The following is a 19,589-nucleotide window of genomic DNA, read 5'->3' on the forward strand; positions in this document are numbered from 1 at the left end:
GGTTTACAATGGCCGACTTTTCCATTGGCCAGGACCTGCAATATGGCACGTAAAGAGTTTGCCCACCACGAAGCCGTTTCCGCCTTGGTGCGTGAAGAAGAGGGTGGCTATAGCGCTGCCATCGCCGTCAAGGCACTGGATGGCATGGGCGCCCCCAAGTTCCACAAGATCCTCGACGGGCAGAAGTTCAAGACGGCTGCTGACGCTGACGATGCGGCAATGCAGCAACTTGATCTGTTGAATGATGTGAATGCTGACGGCGAACTGAGCTGGGCCCCCGCCGTACTGTAGGAGCGAGCTTGCTCGCGAAAAACTCAAGAGCACCGCGTTCAGCCTGGTGCCCGCGTTATCGTTAACAATCTTCGCGAGCAAGCTCGCTCCTACAGGGGTTATTGAGGTCTGTGCATTTTGAACAGCGCTTGCGGCCCCAACTGGAAGTAATCCGCCGGGCCGCCGCCGCGCAAAATCGGCTCGGCGGCTGCGGTGTCGTAGATGCCATCCTTGAGCAACCACTTGGCGATATGCACCGCAACCACTTCGCCTAGCACCAGCCAACTTGGCACCAGCTCCTTGTCGGCGCGTTGCAGTTGGATGATCTGCGTCACTTTGCATTCAAACGACACCGGGCTCTCGCCGACGCGGGGTACAGCGACGACTTTCGAAGCCACCGGCGTCAGGCCGGACAACTCGAATTCATTCACATCCGCCGAGACCGCCGCGCAACTCTGGTTCATCTGCTCGGCCAACGGGCGAGTGGCCAGGTTCCACACAAACTCGCCGGTCTGCTCAATGTTATTCAAGCTGTCTTTGCGCCCGACACTGGAAAACCCAATGATCGGTGGGATGTAGTTGAATGCATTGAAGAAACTGTAAGGCGCCAGGTTCAGGCGGCCTTCGCTGTCGTGTGAGGAGATCCAGCCAATCGGGCGCGGGCCGACGATGGCATTGAACGGGTCATGGGGCAGGCCGTGGCCATTGGCGGGTTCGTAGAAGTGAATATCGTCGGACATGACCTGTTCTGCTCTCGATTCTGGGGCCCACATCATATCCAATGTGGGAGGGGGATTGTCCCCTCCCATATTTTTTAGTCCGTGGTAATCCGCGAGTGCTTGCGGGTGTCTTTCATGGTCACGTAGACCATCAGCGACACTGCGATACACGCGGTCACGTACCAGTAGTAGCCAGTTTCCATACCGATGCTCTTGAACCACAGAGCGATGTATTCAGCGGTACCGCCGAAGATCGACACCGTCAGCGCATACGGCAGGCCCACGCCCAGGGCGCGGATTTCGGTGGGGAACAGTTCGGCTTTCACCACGGCGTTGATCGAGGTATAGCCGCTGACGATGATCAGCGCTGCCATGATCAGGAAGAACGCGCCCCACCAGCTCTGGATGGTGTGCAGGGTGGTGAGGATCGGCACGGTGAACAGGGTACCCAGGACACCGAAGGCAATCAGGATCGGGCGACGGCCGACTTTATCCGAAAGCCCGCCGATGATCGGCTGCAGGCACATGAACAGGAACAGCGTGGCTGCCGAAATGGTGGTGGAGTCGGAGATGCTCATGCCGACCGTGTTCACCAGGTATTTCTGCATATAGGTGGTGTAGGTGTAGAACGCCAGGGTGCCGCCCATGGTCAGGCCGACCACGGTCATCAGTTCCTTGGGGTGGCGCATCAAGGTGCGCATTGCGCTTTCCTTGGCCTTTTCCTTCTTGGTGAACGACTCGGTTTCTTCCATGCCACGACGCAGATAGAGCGCGACCACTGCACACAAGGCGCCGATGGCGAACGGGATACGCCAGCCCCAGGCGTACAACTGTTCGGTAGTCAGCAGTTGTTGCAGCACGATCAGCACCGCCAGCGCGATGAGTTGGCCGGAGATCAGGGTCACGTATTGGAAGCTGGAGTAGAAACCACGACGTTCCTTGGTCGCCATCTCGCTGAGGTAAGTGGCGGAAGTGCCGTATTCGCCACCGACCGACAGGCCCTGCAGCAAACGGGCAAACACCAGCAGGATCGGCGCACCGATACCGATGAGTTCATAGCCAGGGCTCAGGGCAATCAGCAGCGAGCCGAAGCACATCAGGTAGACCGAGGCCATCAGGGCTTTTTTACGCCCGACCTTGTCGGCATACAGGCCCATCAGCCAACCACCGATAGGGCGCATCAGGAAGCCCACGGCGAAGATCGCGGCGGTGTTGAGCAGTTGGGCGGTGGTGTCGCCTTTGGGGAAGAACGTCTTGGCGAAGTACAGCGAGAAGGCGGCGTAGACGTACCAGTCGTACCACTCGACCATGTTGCCGACCGATCCACTGAAGATCGACTTGATGCGGCTGGAAGTGGTGCGTTCTTTTGCCGGCGCAGACGCCGATCCCAGAGGCAGGGAGTTGGAGTTATCCATTGAAGGATCCTTCATCTAGTTGTTTTTATGGAGCGTGCTTGAGCACTGCCTGGCTTGGGCTATAGCAGAAGCTGTGCCAAGTGGATGAAGGCCCGGAATAGAAGGGTCGCGAGGTTTTTTTGAGCGGAAAGTTGCCGATGATTTTTGGGGGATGAGCGGAAATCCGCTTATGGCTGCTCGCGAAGACGTCCTTACAATCGCTACATAAGCAGGATCAGAGGAACATTTCCCGCACCAACCCATGCCGCTGCATCTTTTCATTGAGGGTCCGTCGCGGCAGTTGCAGCTCGGCCAGCACCGCTTTGATATCGCCTTTATGCCGGGTCAGCGCGGCTTTCAGGCAATGCGCCTCGAAAGCCTCCTGCTGCGCGGCCAGCGATTGCCCAGGTTCAATACCTTCAGGTTCAGGCTCGCCAAGCCCCAGCACCTGGCGCTCGGCGACGTTGGCCAGTTCACGTACGTTGCCCGGCCAGTCATGGCTGAGCAGGCGACTCAGCTGCGGCCCACTCAATGGCTCAAGATGGCGGCCCAAACGCTCGGCAGCGCTTTGGGCGAAATGCTCATACAACAACGGAATGTCTTCGCGACGCTCGCGCAGGGGCGGCAGGCGCAGTTGTGCGACGTTCAGGCGATAAGCCAGGTCCTCGCGAAAACGCCCGGCGCGTGCTTCTTCGAGCAGGTCCGGCTTGGTAGCGGCGATGATGCGCAGGTCGACATTGATGCTCTGGTTGGAACCCAATCGCTCCAACTTCTGCTCTTGCAACACGCGCAGCAGTTTTACCTGTTGCGCCAGGGGCATGCTTTCAATTTCGTCGAGGAACACGGTGCCGCCATGGGCGTACTCCAGCTTGCCGATACGCTTGCCTTGGGCGCCGGTGAAGGCGCCGCTTTCGTGGCCGAACAGCTCGGCTTCAAATAATTGTTCGGGGATAGCCGCGCAATTGAGCGCCACAAACGGCTTCTTCGCTCGTGGGCCGAAGTCATGCAGGCAGCGGGCAACCAGCTCTTTACCGCTGCCGGTCTCGCCACGGATCAACACATTGACCGGCAGTGTCGCCAGGTCCAGCACCTGGCGACGCAGGGTTTGCAGGCCCTTGGACACCCCCAACAGGCTGGATTCCAGTTGTGCACGGTGATCGGCCTGTTGGTGCAGGCGGCGGTTTTCCAGGATCAGGCCGCGCTTGTCCAGCGCCCGGCGCAGGCTGTTGAGCAGGGCATCCGGGCTGAAGGGTTTTTCCAGGAAGTCGTAGGCGCCGTCGCGCATGGCTTCGACAGCCATTGGCACGTCGCCGTGGCCGGTGAGCAAAATCACCGGCAAGTCGGCATCGCGCCGCTGTACCTCGGCCAGCAATTCAAGGCCACTGAGCCCGGGCATACGCACATCGCTCAAGATCACCCCAGGGAAGTCCTTCGGCAGGTGCGCCAGGCATTCCTCGGCACGGCTGTACAGCTGAACGTCAAACCCCGACAGGCTCAGCCACTGTTCGACGGCCGTGCGAATGCTGGCTTCGTCATCCACCACAATCACTGCGTTCAACATAGGTCAGGTGTCTCCAGCGCGACGGGCAGGGTCAGGGTAAAGACTGCGCCGTCCCCATGATTGCCGGCGATCAGGCGCCCGCCCAATTCATGCACGATAGCGTAGGACACCGCCAGGCCCAAGCCGAGCCCGTCACCCACCGGTTTGGTGGTGAAGAACGGGTCGAATACGTTGTTCAGATGTTCTTCGGCAATCCCGCCACCGCTGTCGCTGACGCTTAACTGCCACAGCTGCTGATCGGCGTGCAGACGGATTTCCAGGCGTTTGCGCGGCTTGTCGGCCATGGCGTCCAGGGCGTTGCGCAGCAGGTTGATCAGTACTTGTTCCAGGCGGATCGCGTCGCCGCGTACCCAGGCCGGGCGGGCCAGGTCCAGCACCACGCCGATGGCCTCATCGCGCAGGCGCGCGTCGAGCAAGTGCAGGGACTGGTCGACCACGGTGGCCAGATCCAGGCGTTCGCGCAGGCCGCTGGGGCTTTTGCGCGCGAAGGTCTTGAGGTGGCCGGTCAGCGCGGCCATGCGCGTCAGCATGTCATCCAGCGGCGTGAGCGCCTTGTAGGCGTCGTCCACACGGCCATGGTCGAGCAACAGCCGCAGCGTGGCCAGCTGCATCCGTTGGGTGGTCAGCGGTTGATTGATCTCATGGGCAAGGGCGGCGGACATCTGCCCCAGCGCCGCCAGTTTGGCTGATTGAACCAGGCCATCCTGGGCGGTGCGCAGGGCCTGGGTGCGTTCTTCTACCAAGTGTTCGAGTTCTTCGCGGCTGCGTTGGCGAAGGCGAGCCAGGCGCCAGCGTTGACTCAGGAACAGCACAAGAAACACCAGCGCCAGCCAGGACCCGGCGGCGGCGAGGCCGGCGTTGCGTTGGTCTTCAAACGGGAACTGCGGTTTGCGCAGCAGGTGCAGGGTCCAGCCTTCGGCTTTCAGCGGCAGGGATTCCCAGATGTAGTTGGCGCTGCCGTCCGGGCCGTTGACGCGCATCAGGTGGCTGTTGTCGTCGAAGCGCTGCAGGGTCTGGGTATCCAAGGGTTGCAGCTGCTTCTTGTCGTATTGGCGGGTGGCCTTGAGTTCAGCCAGGTCACTCTCTGACAGCGGCCGCAGGTTGCGATAACGCCAGCCCGGCTGGTTGGCGATAAACACAATGCCGCGTGCATCGCTGACCAGCAGCAAGTCATTGCCCTGGGCCCATTCGCGTTCCAGTTCGGGAAACTCCAGCTTGACCACCATGGCGCCGAGGAACTGCTCGTGTTCATCGACCACCGCGCTGGACAGGAAATACCCCGGAATGCCGGTCGTCACCCCCACCGCGTAAAAGCGCCCGGTGCCTTGGCTCAAGGTCTGGCTGAAATACGGACGGAACGCGTAATTGTGGCCGACATAGCTGCTGGGCAAATTCCAGTTGCTGGCGGCCACGGCCAGGCCGGTGCGGTCCATCAGCTCCAGCGTGGAGGACTGGGCCGCGCCGTTGATGCGTTCGAGCTTGCGATTGAGTACATCCTGGGTGGCACTTTCGAGTGGGCCCTTCAGCGCGCTGATCATTTCCGAATCCAGCGCCAGCACGGCGGGGAGGGCGCGGTAGCGTTCGATCAAGGTATGCAGCGAGTTGGCATACAGCGCCAGCTGTTGATTGGCGCGAGCGGCTTCATCCACCAGGGCCTGACGCTCGGCGTGGCGGGTGGCCAGGGCGGCGGCCAGCACTGCGCCGGCGATGATCAGCAACGAGTAAAACGTCAGACGCAGAGGGCGAGGGATCACGATCATACGATGATGAACAGGCACAGTGAGGGGCGAGCACCATAGCATGAGCTGTCTGGATCTTGTGGCGAACGAGCTTGTGTGGGAGCTCCCACATTTCACAGCGTTCGCCATGGCAATCGCTTCAGGTATAAAAAAGGCGACTGGGCCATGGGCCGCAGTCGCCTTTATGCTTGTGGAGAAAGTGCTTACTGCACTTCCACCGCCAGGCTCTCACTGATCTTTTTCTGCCAGATGGCAGGACCGGTGATGTGTACCGATTCGCCTTTGCTATCGACTGCAACGGTGACCGGCATGTCTTTCACGTCGAACTCGTAGATGGCTTCCATGCCCAGCTCGGCGAACGCCACCACGCGGGATTTCTTGATCGCTTGGGCCACCAGGTAAGCGGCGCCACCCACGGCCATCAGGTACACGGCCTTGTGGTCCTTGATCGCTTCGATAGCGGTAGGGCCGCGCTCGGACTTGCCGATCATGCCCAACAGGCCGGTCTGCTCGAGGATCTGACGGGTGAACTTGTCCATCCGCGTCGCGGTGGTCGGGCCCGCTGGGCCAACCACTTCTTCGCGCACCGGATCAACCGGGCCGACGTAATAGATAAAGCGGCCCTTGAGGTCTACCGGCAGGGTTTCGCCCTTGTTCAGCATCTCGACCATGCGCTTGTGCGCCGCGTCGCGACCGGTGAGCATCTTGCCGTTGAGCAATACGGTTTCGCCCGGCTTCCAGCTCTGCACTTCTTCCGGGGTCAGGGTATCGAGGTTGACGCGGCGAGCCGATGGGCCGGCTTCCCAGACGATTTCCGGGTAGGCGTCCAGCGATGGCGCTTCCAGCGACGCCGGGCCCGAACCGTCGAGCACGAAGTGCGCGTGACGGGTGGCGGCGCAGTTGGGGATCATGCACACCGGCAGGGAAGCGGCGTGAGTCGGGTAGTCCATGATCTTCACGTCGAGCACGGTGGTCAGGCCACCCAGGCCCTGGGCGCCGATGCCCAGTTGGTTGACCTTCTCGAACAGCTCCAGGCGCATCTCTTCGATACGGTTCTGCGGGCCGCGCTTTTTCAGCTCGTGGATGTCGATGGATTCCATCAACACTTCCTTGGCCATCACCGCGGCTTTCTCGGCAGTGCCGCCGATGCCGATACCGAGCATACCTGGTGGGCACCAGCCGGCACCCATGGTCGGAACGGTCTTGAGCACCCAGTCGACGATCGAGTCGGACGGGTTGAGCATGGCCATTTTCGACTTGTTCTCGGAACCGCCGCCCTTGGCCGCCACGTCCACTTCCACGGTGTTACCCGGGACGATGGAGTAGTGGATCACCGCAGGGGTGTTGTCCTTGGTGTTCTTGCGCGCGCCTGCCGGGTCGGCGAGGATCGAGGCACGCAGAACGTTTTCCGGCAGGTTGTAGGCGCGACGCACGCCTTCGTTGATCATGTCGTCCAGGCCCATGGTGGCGCCGTCCCAGCGCACATCCATGCCTACGCGCACGAACACGGTGACGATACCGGTGTCCTGGCAGATCGGGCGATGGCCGGTGGCGCACATGCGCGAGTTGATCAGGATCTGGGCGATGGAGTCACGGGCCGCCGGCGATTCTTCGCGCAGGTAGGCTTCGTGCATGGCCTGGATGAAATCAACGGGGTGGTAGTAGGAAATGAATTGCAGGGCGTCGGCAACGCTCTGAATCAGGTCGTCTTGCTTGATCACGGTCATGAGTCGCGCTCCTCTATAAGGGAACATTCAATAAAGGTGGGCTCAGTGCTGCATCGGTCGGCTGAGCCCACCTTTCCAAGGCACGCCAAAGTGGTGCAGGCGCGACGCTAAAAAGGCGCGGCAGTATAACCCGGCACGGTGGCCGATACACCCGACTATGGTCAAACTGTCGCAGGCATGATTCCCTGTGCGCGCTCCTTATGCTTGAGACCCTGATATGCCTGAACTGTACGTCGGCGAACGCCACTGGTCGGTCACCACCGGCAGCAACCTGCTGGATGCCTTGAATCAGGCAGGTGTGGCCGTGCCCTACAGTTGCCGGGCCGGCAGTTGCCATGCGTGCCTGGTGCGTTGCCATGGCGAAGTCGACGACCAGCAGCCTGACGCGCTGAGCTCGGCGCAACGCCAGGACGGCTGGCGCCTGGCGTGTCAGTGCCGGATCAGCGCTGATCTGAGGGTCGAGGCGTTTGATCCGTTGCGTGATGGCCTGCCTGCGCGGGTGGAGGGTGCCGATTGGTTGAGTCCGACGGTGCTGCGCCTGCGCCTTCAACCTGAGCGTGGCCTGCGGTACAGCGCCGGGCAGCATCTGGTGTTGTGGGCAGGGCAGGTGGCGCGCCCCTATTCCCTGGCGAGCGTGCCCCAGCAGGACCCGTACCTGGAGTTTCATATCGATTGCCGTCAACCCGGGGAATTCAGTGATGCTGCTCGCCACTTCAAGGTCGGTGAGCCGTTACGCCTGGGCGAATTGCGCGGCGGGGCGTTGCACTACGACCCTGACTGGCAAGCCCGGCCCTTGTGGTTGCTGGCCTCTGGCACTGGGCTGGGTCCGTTGTGGGGAGTATTGCGCGAAGCGCTGCGCCAGGATCACCAGGGTGCCATCCGCGTCATTCACCTGGCCCATGATGCCCAGGCTCACTACCTGGCCGAACCCCTGGCGGCGCTGGCCGCGCAGCATCAGAACCTTGTGGTGGAGTTATGGACCGCAGATGAGTTGGCCCAGGCATTGGGGCAACTGCGGCTGGCTTCGCGACAAACCCTGGCCCTGGTCTGCGGGCATCCTGCCAGCGTCGAAGCCTTTTCCAAGCGCTTGTTTCTGGCGGGGCTGCCGCGTAATCAACTGCTGGCCGATGTGTTCCTGCCCCGTGGTTGAGTGCTGACTGTCGAGTACAGGCTTTGCGGGTGTACGCGATTAACTGTGGGAGGGGGCTTGCTCCCGATGAGGCCCGACGGTTTAACACCTGAGCCGGCATTTGAAATGCAAAAAGCCCCGCCATTCTCATGGCGGGGCTTTTGTTTTTTCAGCCTGTCACTCAGACCTGTGGGTCGCCCACATGCAGGATCTTCATGCCATTGGTGCCACCGGTGGTGTGGTAGCTGTCGCCCTTGGTCAGGATGACCCAGTCGCCTTTCTCCACGACGCCGCGCTTGACCAGCTCGTCGATAGCCTTCTGGCTGACTTCGTTCGGTGCCAGCGACGCCGGGTCGAACGGGATGGTGTATACGCCACGGAACATGGCCGCGCGGGCCTGGGCTTCGCGGTGCGGGGTGAACGCGTAGATCGGCACCGAGGAGCGAATGCGCGACATGATCAACGGCGTGTAGCCACTTTCGGTCAAGGCGATGATCGCTTTAACGCCCGGGAAGTGGTTGGCGGTGTACATGGCTGCCAGGGCGATGCTCTGGTCGCAGCTTTCGAAGACCTTGCCGATGCGGTGGCTGGAGGTCTTGCTGGTCGGGTGCTTTTCGGCGCCGACGCAGATGCGTGCCATGGCCTGGACGGCTTCCAGCGGGTACGGGCCGGCGGCACTTTCAGCCGAGAGCATCACGGCGTCGGTGTAGTCGAGCACGGCGTTGGCCACGTCGGACACTTCGGCGCGGGTCGGCATCGGGTTCTGGATCATCGACTCCATCATCTGGGTCGCGACGATCACCGCCTTGTTGTGGCGGCGTGCGTGCAGGATGATCTTCTTCTGGATACCGATCAGCTCGGCGTCACCGATTTCCACACCCAGGTCGCCACGGGCAACCATCACGGCGTCGGAAGCCTTGATCAGACCGTCGAGGGTTTCGTCGTCGGCCACGGCTTCGGCACGTTCGATCTTCGCTACCAGCCAGGCGGTACCGCCGGCTTCGTCGCGCAGTTTACGGGCGTATTCCATGTCGGCGGCGTCGCGAGGGAAGGACACCGCGAGGTAGTCGACTTCCATTTCGGCGGCGAGCTTGATGTCGGCCTTGTCTTTTTCAGTCAGGGCCGGTGCTGTCAGGCCGCCACCGCGGCGGTTGATGCCTTTATGGTCGGACAGCGGGCCGCCGATGATCACGGTGCAGTGCAGCTCGGTCGGGGTCGCAGTGTCGACGCGCATGACTACGCGACCGTCGTCCAGCAGCAGTTCGTCACCGACGCCGCAATCCTTGACCAGGTCGGGGTAGTCGATACCGACAACGTCCTGGGTGCCTTCGGTCAGCGGGTGGCTGGTGGAGAAGGTGAACTTGTCACCGATCTTCAGCTCGATCCGCTTGTTGGCGAATTTGGCGATACGGATTTTCGGGCCTTGCAGGTCACCCAGCAATGCGACGAAGCGGCCATGCTTGGCGGCCAGGTCACGCACCAGCTTGGCGCGAGCCTTGTGCTCGTCCGGGGTGCCGTGGGAGAAGTTCAGACGGGCGACGTCCAAACCAGCCAGAATCAGCTGTTCGAGGACTTCCGGCGAGTTGCTGGCCGGGCCAAGGGTGGCGACGATTTTGGTACGACGGACGGACATGCACAGACTCCTGAGTTCAAGCGCTGGGGAAGGCTACTATGCTCTTTCGTTGTAGTCATTGTTCGTTTGCACTACTTATCGACGATTGCCTTTGTTTTTGCTGCAGTTGGATGGGTAAACAGCCTTGAAGATTTTCGCCCGGGGGTCGATACACTGCACAAGACAGGAGAACCCCCATGCGAATTTTGCTTGTTGCTGCCCTGGCCGTCAGTGTTGTCGGCTGTACCCGCTGGTCGATGGACCACCATTTGAACAACGCCTACCGTGCCTATGGGGTGGGCGACTGCGCACGTGTCACCCTGGAGTTGTCCCAGGTCGATCGCGAAAGCCGTACCCGTCGCTATGTGCAACCGGAGGTTTCGATGTTGCGCGGGCAGTGCCTGGAGCGGCAGAAACTGTTTGTCGATGCCGCACAAACCTATCAGTTCATCATCAGTCAATACCCGTCGAGCGAGTACGCCTACCGCGCTCGCGCCCGGCTCGATACCTTGCAGCAGCTGGGGCATTACCAAGGCGGGAGCGCTGTAAAACCACGGCCCGCGTCTTTGTAATGATATTTGTCATTTCATAGCTGGCCCGTCGCCAGTCTTGGGCTATTCTTTGGAGGTCTGTTTGTATAGGTTTCCATTTGAACGGATGCAAGGCCCGGGTTCGGCAGCCGTCTGGTGAAGAGCGGTACCTGTTGTCAAACCGGGATCCAGGGAGAGCGAGCGGTTGCTCGTTCCGAATCACTGGCACAGTCAGACTCTTGGCTATTGGATGGCGACTTTCATCATGTTTACTGCGCGACGGATCGAACGGCATCAATTGCCTTATTTTTTGCAGGTGTTCAACCGTATCACCGACAAACCAATCGGTTTTTTGGGCAATGTGTCTGAAAACGGGCTGATGTTGATCAGCCAATTACCCATGATGATCAATGTGGATTTTGAGCTGTGCCTGAAAGTACCAACGGCACAAGGCGAATTTCAGACGATTGATCTCACTGCGACCTGTTTATGGAGTCATGAGGATGTCAATCCTCAGCACTATGACTCCGGGTTCCGGGTGCAGAATGCACCCGAAGAGTACGGGCAATTGATTGATGCCCTGTTGCAGTACTTCAGCTTTGACCCTCAACAGGCCTCCGTCTGAACACAGCAGTTAGAAAACCCCGGCTTTTTTCCATCCCAGGTAGCGCGTCACCAGCGTGGCGCCCATTTCTGAAGGCAACGTGTCCAATACTGAAAGCCCATGAGCGCTCAAGCGATCATGGAGCTGGTTTCGACTGTTGAGGTAATCGACGGTGCCACTGTAGGCCAGTGCTTCGGGCAATGTTTGCACAGGGGCCTGGCGCAGTTGATCGAGGATTTCCTCTCGCAGGCTGGCTACCAGTACGCGGTGTCGCCTACCGATTCGTTTGACGGCGCTCATCAGCGCTTCATCATCCTCATCCCGCAGGTTTGTGACGATGATCACCAGTGCCCGGCGTTTTTGGCGTGCCAGCAATTGATGGGCGGCAGCCTCATAGTCGGCGGTGTTTCGGGTGGCCTCCAGATCGTAGACAGCATTGAGCAAAGTGTTCAACTGGCCACTGCCCTTGACCGGCTTCAGGTAACGCGGTTGGTCGCTGGCAAAGGTGCACAACCCCACGGCGTCGCCCTGTCGCAGCGCGACGTAGCTCAAGAGCAGGCAGGCGTTGAGGGCGTGGTCGAAATGAGATAACTCGGCATCCTGGCTGCGCATGCGCTGGCCGCAATCGAGCATGAATACAATTTGCTGGTCGCGCTCGTCCTGGTATTCCCGGGCGATCGGTGTGCGTTGGCGGGCGGTGGCCTTCCAGTCGATCTGGCGCAGGCTGTCACCTTCACGAAACTCGCGCAGTTGATGAAACTCCAGGCCTAAACCCCGGCGTTGATGTTGGCGCACGCCCAACTGGCTAAGCCAGTTATCCACACCCAGCAACTGCGCGCCGTACAAGCGGGCGAAATCCGGGTAGACCCGGGTGGCGTCGTGGGTTTCGATGCATCGCCGTGCCGACCACAGCCCCAATGGGCTGGGCAGCCAAAGTTCGCAGCGGCTGAAGCTGAAATGCCCGCGTCGCAAGGGACGAACGCGATAGCCCAACTCGCCGCGCTCGCCAGGGCGCAATTCAATGGATTGAGGCAGGTTATCCACACTCAGGCCATCGGGCACGTGATCGAATACCTGCACGGTCAGTGGCTGAGGATAGTCGTGCTCCAGGCACAGGCGCACTTCTTCCCAGCGCCCCAGCGCCAGGCTGCCGGGCAGTTTCCTGTGGACGCGGGCCGTGGGGCGACGGTGCAAGCGTGCGGCATCCAGCAGCGCCAGCAGCAGCAAAGCCAGGAGCAGGCCCCAGGCCACTGAATGCAAGGTTTCAGGTACCTTGAGCTGCAACGCGACCGAAGCGCCCAACAAGGTGTTCAGGCCAAGCAGCACACCCAGCCAGATCAGGAGCAGACGGGTCGGTTTCATGGGCGTGTCATTGCCTTGGCGCCGCTACTTGATCCAGCAACTGCTTGAGCACCTGATCCACCTCCAGGCCGTCGATGTCCAGTTCCGGCGCAATGCGTACCCGATGCCGCAGCACTGCCAGGGCACAGCCCTTGATGTCATCGGGTGTCACGAATTCTGCACCACGCAACAGAGCCCGGGCGCGGCCGCCGCGTACCAGGGCGATAGAGGCCCTGGGCCCGGCACCGATGGTCAATCCTGGCCAACTGCGTGTGGCGCGCGCCAGGCGCACAGCGTAATCGAGCACCTGTTCATCCAGGGGCACGTCACTGGCGATCTGCTGCATCAGCACCACATCCTCGGCTTGCAGCACGGTGCGCAACGGCTGTACATCCAGCATGTCTGCCCTGGATGAGCGCGTCACTTCGCGGACCATGTCCAGTTCTTGTTGGGCGTCGGGGTAGTCCATGCGGACCTTGAGCATGAACCGGTCCAACTCGGCCTCGGGCAACGGGTAGGTGCCTTCCTGCTCGATGGGGTTCTGGGTCGCCAGCACCATGAAGGGCTCGCCGATGGGCAATGCCTCGCCCTCAAGGGTGACTTGGCGTTCCTGCATGGCTTCGAGCAACGCTGCCTGGGTCTTGGCCGGGGCGCGATTGATTTCGTCGGCCAGCAACAGGTGGGTAAACAATGGCCCCTTGCGCAGTTTGAACTGTGCGGTCTGCAGGTCGTACACGGCGTGGCCGGTGACATCGCTGGGCATCAGGTCCGGGGTGAACTGGATACGGGCGAAATCACCGCCAAAGCATCGGGCCAGGGCACGTACCAGCAAGGTCTTGCCGAGCCCGGGTACGCCTTCGAGCAGTACATGGCCGCCTGCGATCAAGGCGGTGAGCACATCGTCAATCACCTGATCCTGGCCAATCACTGCCTTGCGCAATTCCACACGCAGGGCCTGGGCTTGCTGGCTGGCACGTTGCAGGTTCTCGGCGGTCAGGGCGGTGACCATTGGAGAGTCGCTCATAAGGCATTCCTGAGGGTTTGCAGGCACGCAACCTGTCGGCTGAAGTCGGCGCTGGAGAGCCGTTTCTGCGTCAGTGGTTCGAGCGCCTGGCTGATGATATGAGGGGGTTGTCGCGTCAGGTGTTCCAGCACCTGCCACTGCTCTGCTGTATCGAGATGCTCAAAGCCTGGATGGCGTCGCCGGGCGGCGCGCAGGATGTCGTGCTGCAAGGCTTGCAGCAAGGTGCCCTGGCCGCTGCGGCGCAGCAGGAAATCGGCGCTGGCCTTCAAATGTTCCTGGAGCTGCCGACGTGCCTTGGGCGCCGGTGCCTGGATCGGGCCCTGGCGCATGGCGGCCTGCCATAGCGCCAGGGCAACCAGTGCCGCAAGGGCGACGAGGGCTTGTGGGAAATATCGAATCAACAGGGTAAACAGATCGTCCGTTTCACTGTTGAACAGCAAGGTGACGTCAGTCTCCTGGGTCAGGTACCACAGCAACCAGGCGTTATCGTGTTGACCGATGCTCGGGGTTTTCCACAGGTCGCTATCGGTAATCACAGTGACGCGGCCGTGCCCCAGGTTGAGTTGCATCAGGTGGCTTGAATGGGCGCTGTTGGCGGAAAACTGCGCCAGGTGTTTGGGGTCGATGAGGTTGAAGTCGGTGTCAAAACTGAAATACGCCGGGGCGGTTTCGTTGTCGACATAAAGCCTGGTCAAGTCTGCCGCAGGCTTTTTACGGGCAGGCGCCGGTTCGTCGAAGGTTTCGCTCAAAGCCTGGTGGATATCAAGGCGATCAAGCAGCAGGTCGCCGCTCTTGCTGGTCTCCTCGTCCCACAATGCCTCGGCGACCAGCAGCAAGTGCCCGCCGGCGTTTGTCCAACCCAGCAGTTGCTCGACCTGGCGCGGGGTCATGTTGCTGCGTTCCCCCAGCAGCAACAGGCTATGACCTTTGGCGGGTAGGTCCGCGAGCCGTTCAAGGCCGTTGGCGCGTTCCACCACCAGGCCTTGCTGGTGCAGGAAATGCTCGGCAGCCAGATAAGGATTGGCGAGTGCATCCGGCGATGGGCCGCGGTCCACCACTTCGTCATAGGGGATTGCCTTGTGCCAGGCGTACAAGCCACCCACGCCCAGCAGGCATACCAGCAGCAGTGCCACCCACAATAATGGCCGGTTCATTGGCTGGCTCCGTCATTGAACAGAGCGCGCCAATCGCTGCACAGCTTTTGTTGGGTCGAGGAGGGCGGCAGGCGATGACCATAGGCGAGGTTTTGCCAGTGACGCGTCAGTTCGTCACTGAAAGCCAGCAACTGCGGTTGTTGCAAGTGTCGAACGCGCTCCAGCACCTGGCCTTCGGTGTCGGCGCTTTTGAGCGGCAGGTCGAATTCATGCAGTAGCCGGCTGAGCAGGCCGCGATACAGCAGGCCAAGGGCTTGCCTTGGCTGAGTGGGCCATAGTTGTTCGGCGGCACTGGCGATATCTTGCGGCAATGTATCGAGCCCCAGCTCCAGCCCGAACAACTGAGCGGGGGTAGGGGTGGCGGTTGCAGGGCGGGCGCGCCGGCTGCGGCTGACAAAGGTGCGTAGCCACTCACGGTAACGCCACACCACCAGGGCCAGCCCACCAATCACCAGGCTCCACAATAGTATTTCCAGGGTTTTGGCGAGGGGTTTGAAGGTGTCGCTGTTGAGATTGTCGAGTAAGGCCTGGAGCCAACCGGGTAATTTACCGTCGCCACGGGCTGTGCTTTTAACCGGTGTTTTTTCTTCACCAAACCGATAACGGGTGACGGTTTCCGGGTTCTTGAAGGGCGGCTTGTCCAGCAGTGCCTTGATGGACTGACTGGCAGCCTGGGTATTGAGTGGCTTATGGCCCGTTGATTCATCGGCCATGGCGGGTGGGCTGAACGGTATGAGCGTCAGCCCGACGACCAGCAACAACAGCGACGCGGCACTGCTCAGGCGCTGACGCAAACGGCGGAATACCAACTCCAGGTCCCAGGCTTCCAGAGCCGTACGACGATTGAGGTACAGGCTGAAACCACAGGCAACGTAGATGGGTTCCCAGAACACCAGGATCAGCGCGTAAAAGGCATTGCCCAGGTGCTCCAGCCACAGCACGTTCGGGCTGGTTGCCAGTGCCAGGCGTTGCCAGTCCCAATCCATTTCCAGCTGCTGCGGGATGAATAAATAGAACAGCGCCATGGCGCCGAACCACAGGCCGATTTCCAGGTGTACGCCGATAATGGTCAGCCAGCGGGCGGCACCAGCGTTACGTTGCAGCAATATCCCCAGGCGCTGTTGCCGCGCCTGACCCTCGAGGCCTTCAAGTTGACTTACCGGCAACGTAAAGCTGCGGCTCATGCTCAGGCGTCGCCAGGTCAGGCTGGCGAACAGTTGCCCCTTGAGCAGTTGCGGCCACTGGCGAATGGCCTGTTTGAGACGGGGGGGGTCGCCAAACAGGGCTTTGGAAAGAATGTACAGCGGCAAGCGGTCAAAGGCCGGCTTGAGCCACCAGAACAGAAACATGGCCAGCGACGGGTAATTCCACAGCAGTACGGTCAGCGAGATAAACACCGGCAGGCTCACCATCGCCCAACTGCCCATCAGCAGCAAACGATGTTCCCTGGCCATCAGTACGCCCAGGTCCATGGCTTCCCAGGAAGTACGCGGGCGAATCACCACGCTGGCGTCAGTCAGGCGCATGGCGATTCCGTCCGGCGAAGATCAGGTAAACGGCCACCAGCAGCCAGAGCGCGGTGCCTACCAGGTATTTGAGCCAGGGCTCGATGTGGGTGGTGGAGGACCAATAGGCTTCGATGAACGCCGCGATCAGCAGAAACACCATGACGCCGCAAAGTATCCGCACACTTTTGTGGGCTGCCAGGCGCAAGGCTTCGCTGCGTGCCAGCCGCCCGGGAGCGATCAGTGACCAACCCAATTGCAAACCCGCGGCACCGGCCAGCGCAATGGCGCTCAATTCGAATGCGCCATGACCGATGACGAATGACCAGAAGGTTTGACCATAGCCAATGTCGGTCAGGTGCCCTGAGACCGCGCCGATGACCAAACCGTTGAAAATCAGGAAGAACACGCTGCCCAGGCCAAACAACAGGCCGGCGGCAAACGTCTGGAAGGCGATGCCGATGTTGTGCATCACGTAATAGCCAAACATCATCCAGTCCTCGCTGGCTGCACGCTCGGCGGCGCGCCCCAGACGACTGGCGGCGGGGTCGTACATGCCCTGCATCTCGGCCACCTGTTGGGCGCTGACGATGCTGTAGATAAGGTCGGGGAACAGGTAGACCAGCAGTGCAATGCCCACCAGGCTGCCGAAGAACAGCAGACCGGAGATCAGTACGAAGCGCCACTGTTCACGTACCAGGCATGGGAAATCGGCGAGCAGGAACGCCAGCATCTTGGCCGCCAGTTGGCTGCGATGGCGATACAACTGTTGATGGCCGCGCAGCGCCAGTTGCTGCAGCCGGTCTACCAGGTAGCTGCTGTAGCCACGCTGTTGGGCCAGGGCCAGGTGTTGGCACAGGCGTCGATACTGGTGAGGGAAGTCAGCCACTCCGCCAGCCTTGGCTTTGCCTTGCTCCAACTGCTCAAGTTGTTGCGCGAAGGTTTGCCATTGCTGCTGGTGGCGGCTTTCAAAAAGACTCTGCTTCATGTCGGCCCCAATAAGCCACGGGCCACACCGTTGAGTTGCTCCACGGCGCGTGCCGGAGGCACTTGCAGGGGCGTGGCGAGGATCGCCGCCAGTTCATGCACGCGTTCGGCAGACAGCTCGGCCTGGCGCTCGGCAAAACCGAGGATGGCCCGCTGTTCGCTCAACTCCAGTGCAAAGGGCAGCCGCAGCGCGGCGGCTTGAGGGATACGCGGGCGCACCAGCGGTAGTTCGCGGTAGACCACCAGTGTACCGGCGGCCAGATCGCCCAGACGCTTGAAGTGCGGGTGTTGCAGGCAGCTGATCGCACCGAGGAAGTAACCAAAAGGCAGCATGTCGACAAAGCGCAGCAGGTTGCGGATCAGCGACGCCGACCAGCCAATCGGGGTGCCGTCATCCTGCACCACTCGCAGGCCCATGACCTGCTTGCCCGGCGAGCAGCCCTGGTTGAGCACTTCAAACAGCACCATGTACCACCAGCTCACCAGGAACAGCAGAAGCGACCCCAGCCCGAGGCCAATATTGCCCAGCAGCGCCAGGGGCACCAGCAGGATGCCCATGATGATGCCACGCACACCCAGGTCGAATGCAAAGGCCAATGCCCGGGATGGCAGGCCGGCAGGGCGCAAGGGCAGGTCGATCCCCTCCGGGGTCTCGATTTGGTAATGGGTATCCAAAGGAGCTGGCGGCATTGCGATCCCTGGCAGTGCAAAGCGGTTAGGAGACACGGATGCTAGCAGTGTCGACGCTGGAAGCAACCATTCAAGGTTTTACTGGATATTTATACAGTAAAGGTATCGCTGGCCCCAGACACCTTGCAGCGCCTAGACTTTGTCGGTCTTCAGCACAGGAATAGCCCGTGACCTCGATTTTCTGGTACGACTATGAAACCACCGGCATCAACCCGCGCAACGATCGCCCGCTCCAGGTTGCCGGTATTCGCACCGATCTCGAACTCAACGAGGTCGGCGAGCCGATCAATCTTTATTGTCAGCCCGGCGACGATATTCTGCCCCATCCGGCTGCGTGCGCGATCACCGGTATCACGCCAGGCGTCCTGGCACAGAAGGGCCTTGCCGAAGCCGACTTCATGACCCGGGTGCACGCCGAGTTGGCCGCGCCAGGCACCTGCGGCGCCGGTTACAACACGCTGCGGTTTGACGATGAAATGACGCGCTACAGCCTGTACCGCAATTTTTTCGATCCTTACGCGCGCGAGTGGCAGGGCGGTAACAGCCGTTGGGATTTGATCGACGTGATGCGCACTGCCTACGCGCTGCGGCCGGAGGGTATTATCTGGCCTGAGCAGGACGGGCGCGTGACGCTCAAGCTGGAGCGGCTGACCCACGCCAATGGTATCGACCATGGTCAGGCACACGATGCGTTATCTGATGTGCGTGCAACCATCGCCCTGGCGCGATTGGTTCGGCAAAAGCAGCCCAGGCTGTACGAGTGGTTATTTCAACTGCGCAGCAAGCAGCGAGTTATGGATGAGGTGCGGTTGTTGCAACCGATGGTGCATATCTCCGGGCGTTTTTCCGCCGAGCGCCATTACCTGGGCGTGGTCTTGCCCCTGGCCTGGCACCCGCGCAACCGCAATGCGTTGATCGTCTGCGACCTTGGGCTCGACCCACAGGGGTTGCTGGAGCTGGATGCACAGACCTTGCGCGAGCGCCTCTATACGCGCCGTGATGAGTTGGCGGACGGTGAACTGCCGGTGCCCCTCAAGTTGTTGCATATCAACCGCTGCCCGGTGGTAGCACCGTTGAAGGTGTTGCGTGCGCAAGATCGCGAGCGTCTGCAATTGGATATGAGCACCTATCAGGCGCGGGCGCTGCGGCTAACTGACGCACAGGAAGTTTGGCGCGACAAGTTGGCGGCCATTTATGCCGAGGAGGACTTTGCCTCGAATGCAGACCCGGAGCAGCAGCTCTACGATGGCTTTATTGGCGATCGGGATCGCCGGTTATGTGAACAAGTTCGCATGGCAGAGCCCGCTCAATTAGCACATCAATCGTGGCCGTTCGATGATCATCGTTTGCCGGAATTATTATTTCGCTATCGTGCACGTAACTTCCCTGAAACCTTGAATACAGAGGAGCAACAACGCTGGAGACTTTTCTGTCAGCAACGTTTGTCAGATCCGCAGTGGGGAGCACCGAATACCCTGATGGCATTTAAGCAGGCGCGCGAGGAGTTGGCGCTTAGTGCCACCTCATTTCAGTGCCAGGTGCTGGATCAATGGCAGGAGTATGCCGATTCTTTAGCGGCCCGCCTGAGCCTGTAGGCTGGTAA

Annotated in this window: 17 protein-coding genes; 5 read left to right on the forward strand and 12 right to left on the reverse strand. The window is 60.8% G+C overall.

Annotated features, from left to right (window positions below; all coding sequences use genetic code 11):
• The first annotated feature begins 42 nt into the window (after positions 1–42).
• On the forward strand, positions 43–291 hold the full coding sequence (locus QMK52_RS12960; protein ID WP_005790989.1) for a hypothetical protein: 249 nt from the start codon (positions 43–45) through the stop codon (positions 289–291).
• Positions 292–389: 98 nt separating this feature from the next.
• Here the strand turns inward: QMK52_RS12960 and QMK52_RS12965 are convergent, their stop codons facing one another.
• The 5 genes from QMK52_RS12965 to QMK52_RS12985 all read right to left on the reverse strand — a co-directional run bounded on the left by QMK52_RS12965 (position 390) and on the right by QMK52_RS12985 (position 7,410).
• Entirely contained in the window at positions 390–1,010 is a 621-nt protein-coding gene (locus QMK52_RS12965; RefSeq protein WP_005790987.1) for a flavin reductase family protein, read from the reverse strand.
• A gap of 74 nt (positions 1,011–1,084) precedes the next feature.
• On the reverse strand, positions 1,085–2,404 hold the full coding sequence (locus QMK52_RS12970; RefSeq protein ID WP_005790985.1) for an MFS transporter: 1,320 nt from the start codon (positions 2,402–2,404) through the stop codon (positions 1,085–1,087).
• 214 nt (positions 2,405–2,618) lie between these two features.
• Positions 2,619–3,944 (reverse strand): sigma-54-dependent transcriptional regulator, encoded by a 1,326-nt coding sequence (locus QMK52_RS12975; protein WP_078822208.1) that lies wholly within the window; start codon positions 3,942–3,944, stop codon positions 2,619–2,621.
• Positions 3,938–5,704, reverse strand: coding sequence for an ATP-binding protein (locus tag QMK52_RS12980; RefSeq protein WP_320404157.1), 1,767 nt, complete (start codon positions 5,702–5,704; stop codon positions 3,938–3,940). The genes QMK52_RS12975 and QMK52_RS12980 overlap by 7 nt, the downstream gene beginning before the upstream one ends.
• A gap of 182 nt (positions 5,705–5,886) precedes the next feature.
• On the reverse strand, positions 5,887–7,410 hold the full coding sequence (locus QMK52_RS12985) for a fumarate hydratase (protein ID WP_005790979.1): 1,524 nt from the start codon (positions 7,408–7,410) through the stop codon (positions 5,887–5,889).
• Positions 7,411–7,627: 217 nt separating this feature from the next.
• Between QMK52_RS12985 and QMK52_RS12990 the strand changes: the two genes are divergently transcribed.
• On the forward strand, positions 7,628–8,560 hold the full coding sequence (locus QMK52_RS12990) for an iron-sulfur-binding ferredoxin reductase (RefSeq protein ID WP_320404158.1): 933 nt from the start codon (positions 7,628–7,630) through the stop codon (positions 8,558–8,560).
• 160 nt (positions 8,561–8,720) lie between these two features.
• Here QMK52_RS12990 and pyk read toward each other — a convergent pair whose 3' ends face one another.
• A complete protein-coding gene (gene pyk, locus QMK52_RS12995) occupies positions 8,721–10,172 on the reverse strand; it encodes a pyruvate kinase (protein WP_005790976.1) in 1,452 nt (483 codons plus the stop codon).
• A 176-nt stretch (positions 10,173–10,348) separates the two neighbouring features.
• On the opposite strand from pyk, the gene QMK52_RS13000 reads away from it, so the two are divergent.
• Both QMK52_RS13000 and QMK52_RS13005 read left to right on the forward strand, forming a co-directional pair.
• A complete protein-coding gene (locus QMK52_RS13000; protein ID WP_005790974.1) occupies positions 10,349–10,723 on the forward strand; it encodes a tetratricopeptide repeat protein in 375 nt (124 codons plus the stop codon).
• 223 nt (positions 10,724–10,946) lie between these two features.
• Positions 10,947–11,306, forward strand: a complete 360-nt coding sequence (locus tag QMK52_RS13005) for a PilZ domain-containing protein (RefSeq protein ID WP_005790973.1) — start codon at positions 10,947–10,949, stop codon at positions 11,304–11,306.
• Between the two features lie 9 nt (positions 11,307–11,315).
• On the opposite strand, the gene QMK52_RS13010 is transcribed toward QMK52_RS13005, so the two are convergent.
• Genes QMK52_RS13010 through QMK52_RS13035 form a run of 6 tightly spaced genes read right to left on the reverse strand, consistent with a single transcriptional unit; the run spans position 11,316 to position 17,986 of the window.
• Positions 11,316–12,647, reverse strand: a complete 1,332-nt coding sequence (locus tag QMK52_RS13010; protein WP_194439097.1) for a DUF58 domain-containing protein — start codon at positions 12,645–12,647, stop codon at positions 11,316–11,318.
• A gap of 7 nt (positions 12,648–12,654) precedes the next feature.
• Positions 12,655–13,650 carry an AAA family ATPase gene (locus QMK52_RS13015; RefSeq protein ID WP_122733586.1) on the reverse strand — a complete coding sequence of 332 codons (996 nt, stop codon included), beginning with the start codon at positions 13,648–13,650 and terminating at the stop codon, positions 12,655–12,657.
• Complete coding sequence (locus QMK52_RS13020) at positions 13,647–14,804, reverse strand: DUF4350 domain-containing protein (RefSeq protein WP_005790968.1); 1,158 nt, start codon at positions 14,802–14,804, stop codon at positions 13,647–13,649. The genes QMK52_RS13015 and QMK52_RS13020 overlap by 4 nt, the downstream gene beginning before the upstream one ends.
• On the reverse strand, positions 14,801–16,330 hold the full coding sequence (locus QMK52_RS13025; RefSeq protein ID WP_194439094.1) for a DUF4129 domain-containing protein: 1,530 nt from the start codon (positions 16,328–16,330) through the stop codon (positions 14,801–14,803). Before QMK52_RS13025 ends, QMK52_RS13020 begins: the two co-directional genes overlap by 4 nt.
• Complete coding sequence (locus tag QMK52_RS13030; protein WP_005790967.1) at positions 16,317–17,297, reverse strand: stage II sporulation protein M; 981 nt, start codon at positions 17,295–17,297, stop codon at positions 16,317–16,319. Before QMK52_RS13030 ends, QMK52_RS13025 begins: the two co-directional genes overlap by 14 nt.
• Positions 17,294–17,986 (reverse strand): RDD family protein, encoded by a 693-nt coding sequence (locus QMK52_RS13035; protein ID WP_005790966.1) that lies wholly within the window; start codon positions 17,984–17,986, stop codon positions 17,294–17,296. The genes QMK52_RS13030 and QMK52_RS13035 overlap by 4 nt, the downstream gene beginning before the upstream one ends.
• A 167-nt stretch (positions 17,987–18,153) precedes the next feature.
• Here QMK52_RS13035 and sbcB point away from each other — a divergent pair, with 167 nt between their 5' ends.
• Complete coding sequence (sbcB, locus tag QMK52_RS13040) at positions 18,154–19,581, forward strand: exodeoxyribonuclease I (RefSeq protein WP_005790965.1); 1,428 nt, start codon at positions 18,154–18,156, stop codon at positions 19,579–19,581.
• Positions 19,582–19,589 lie beyond the last annotated feature (8 nt).

The sequence above is a fragment of the Pseudomonas sp. P9_2 genome (assembly GCF_034008255.1).
Lineage (GTDB): Bacteria > Pseudomonadota > Gammaproteobacteria > Pseudomonadales > Pseudomonadaceae > Aquipseudomonas > Aquipseudomonas synxantha_A.

What these genes read in the sequence shown, in the direction of transcription:
- QMK52_RS12990 (WP_320404158.1), top strand. Translation starts at nt 7,628, where the DNA reads ATGCCTGAACTGTACGTCGGCGAACGCCACTGGTCGGTCACCACCGGC.
- QMK52_RS13020 (WP_005790968.1), bottom strand. Translation starts at nt 14,804, where the DNA reads ATGAACCGGCCATTATTGTGGGTGGCACTGCTGCTGGTATGCCTGCTG.
- QMK52_RS12965 (WP_005790987.1), bottom strand. Translation starts at nt 1,010, where the DNA reads ATGTCCGACGATATTCACTTCTACGAACCCGCCAATGGCCACGGCCTG.
- QMK52_RS12980 (WP_320404157.1), bottom strand. Translation starts at nt 5,704, where the DNA reads ATGATCGTGATCCCTCGCCCTCTGCGTCTGACGTTTTACTCGTTGCTG.
- pyk (WP_005790976.1), bottom strand. Translation starts at nt 10,172, where the DNA reads ATGTCCGTCCGTCGTACCAAAATCGTCGCCACCCTTGGCCCGGCCAGC.
- QMK52_RS12960 (WP_005790989.1), top strand. Translation starts at nt 43, where the DNA reads ATGGCACGTAAAGAGTTTGCCCACCACGAAGCCGTTTCCGCCTTGGTG.
- QMK52_RS13025 (WP_194439094.1), bottom strand. Translation starts at nt 16,330, where the DNA reads ATGCGCCTGACTGACGCCAGCGTGGTGATTCGCCCGCGTACTTCCTGG.
- QMK52_RS12975 (WP_078822208.1), bottom strand. Translation starts at nt 3,944, where the DNA reads ATGTTGAACGCAGTGATTGTGGTGGATGACGAAGCCAGCATTCGCACG.
- QMK52_RS13030 (WP_005790967.1), bottom strand. Translation starts at nt 17,297, where the DNA reads ATGAAGCAGAGTCTTTTTGAAAGCCGCCACCAGCAGCAATGGCAAACC.
- QMK52_RS13015 (WP_122733586.1), bottom strand. Translation starts at nt 13,650, where the DNA reads ATGAGCGACTCTCCAATGGTCACCGCCCTGACCGCCGAGAACCTGCAA.
- QMK52_RS13000 (WP_005790974.1), top strand. Translation starts at nt 10,349, where the DNA reads ATGCGAATTTTGCTTGTTGCTGCCCTGGCCGTCAGTGTTGTCGGCTGT.
- QMK52_RS13010 (WP_194439097.1), bottom strand. Translation starts at nt 12,647, where the DNA reads ATGAAACCGACCCGTCTGCTCCTGATCTGGCTGGGTGTGCTGCTTGGC.
- QMK52_RS12970 (WP_005790985.1), bottom strand. Translation starts at nt 2,404, where the DNA reads ATGGATAACTCCAACTCCCTGCCTCTGGGATCGGCGTCTGCGCCGGCA.
- QMK52_RS13005 (WP_005790973.1), top strand. Translation starts at nt 10,947, where the DNA reads ATGTTTACTGCGCGACGGATCGAACGGCATCAATTGCCTTATTTTTTG.
- QMK52_RS12985 (WP_005790979.1), bottom strand. Translation starts at nt 7,410, where the DNA reads ATGACCGTGATCAAGCAAGACGACCTGATTCAGAGCGTTGCCGACGCC.
- QMK52_RS13035 (WP_005790966.1), bottom strand. Translation starts at nt 17,986, where the DNA reads ATGCCGCCAGCTCCTTTGGATACCCATTACCAAATCGAGACCCCGGAG.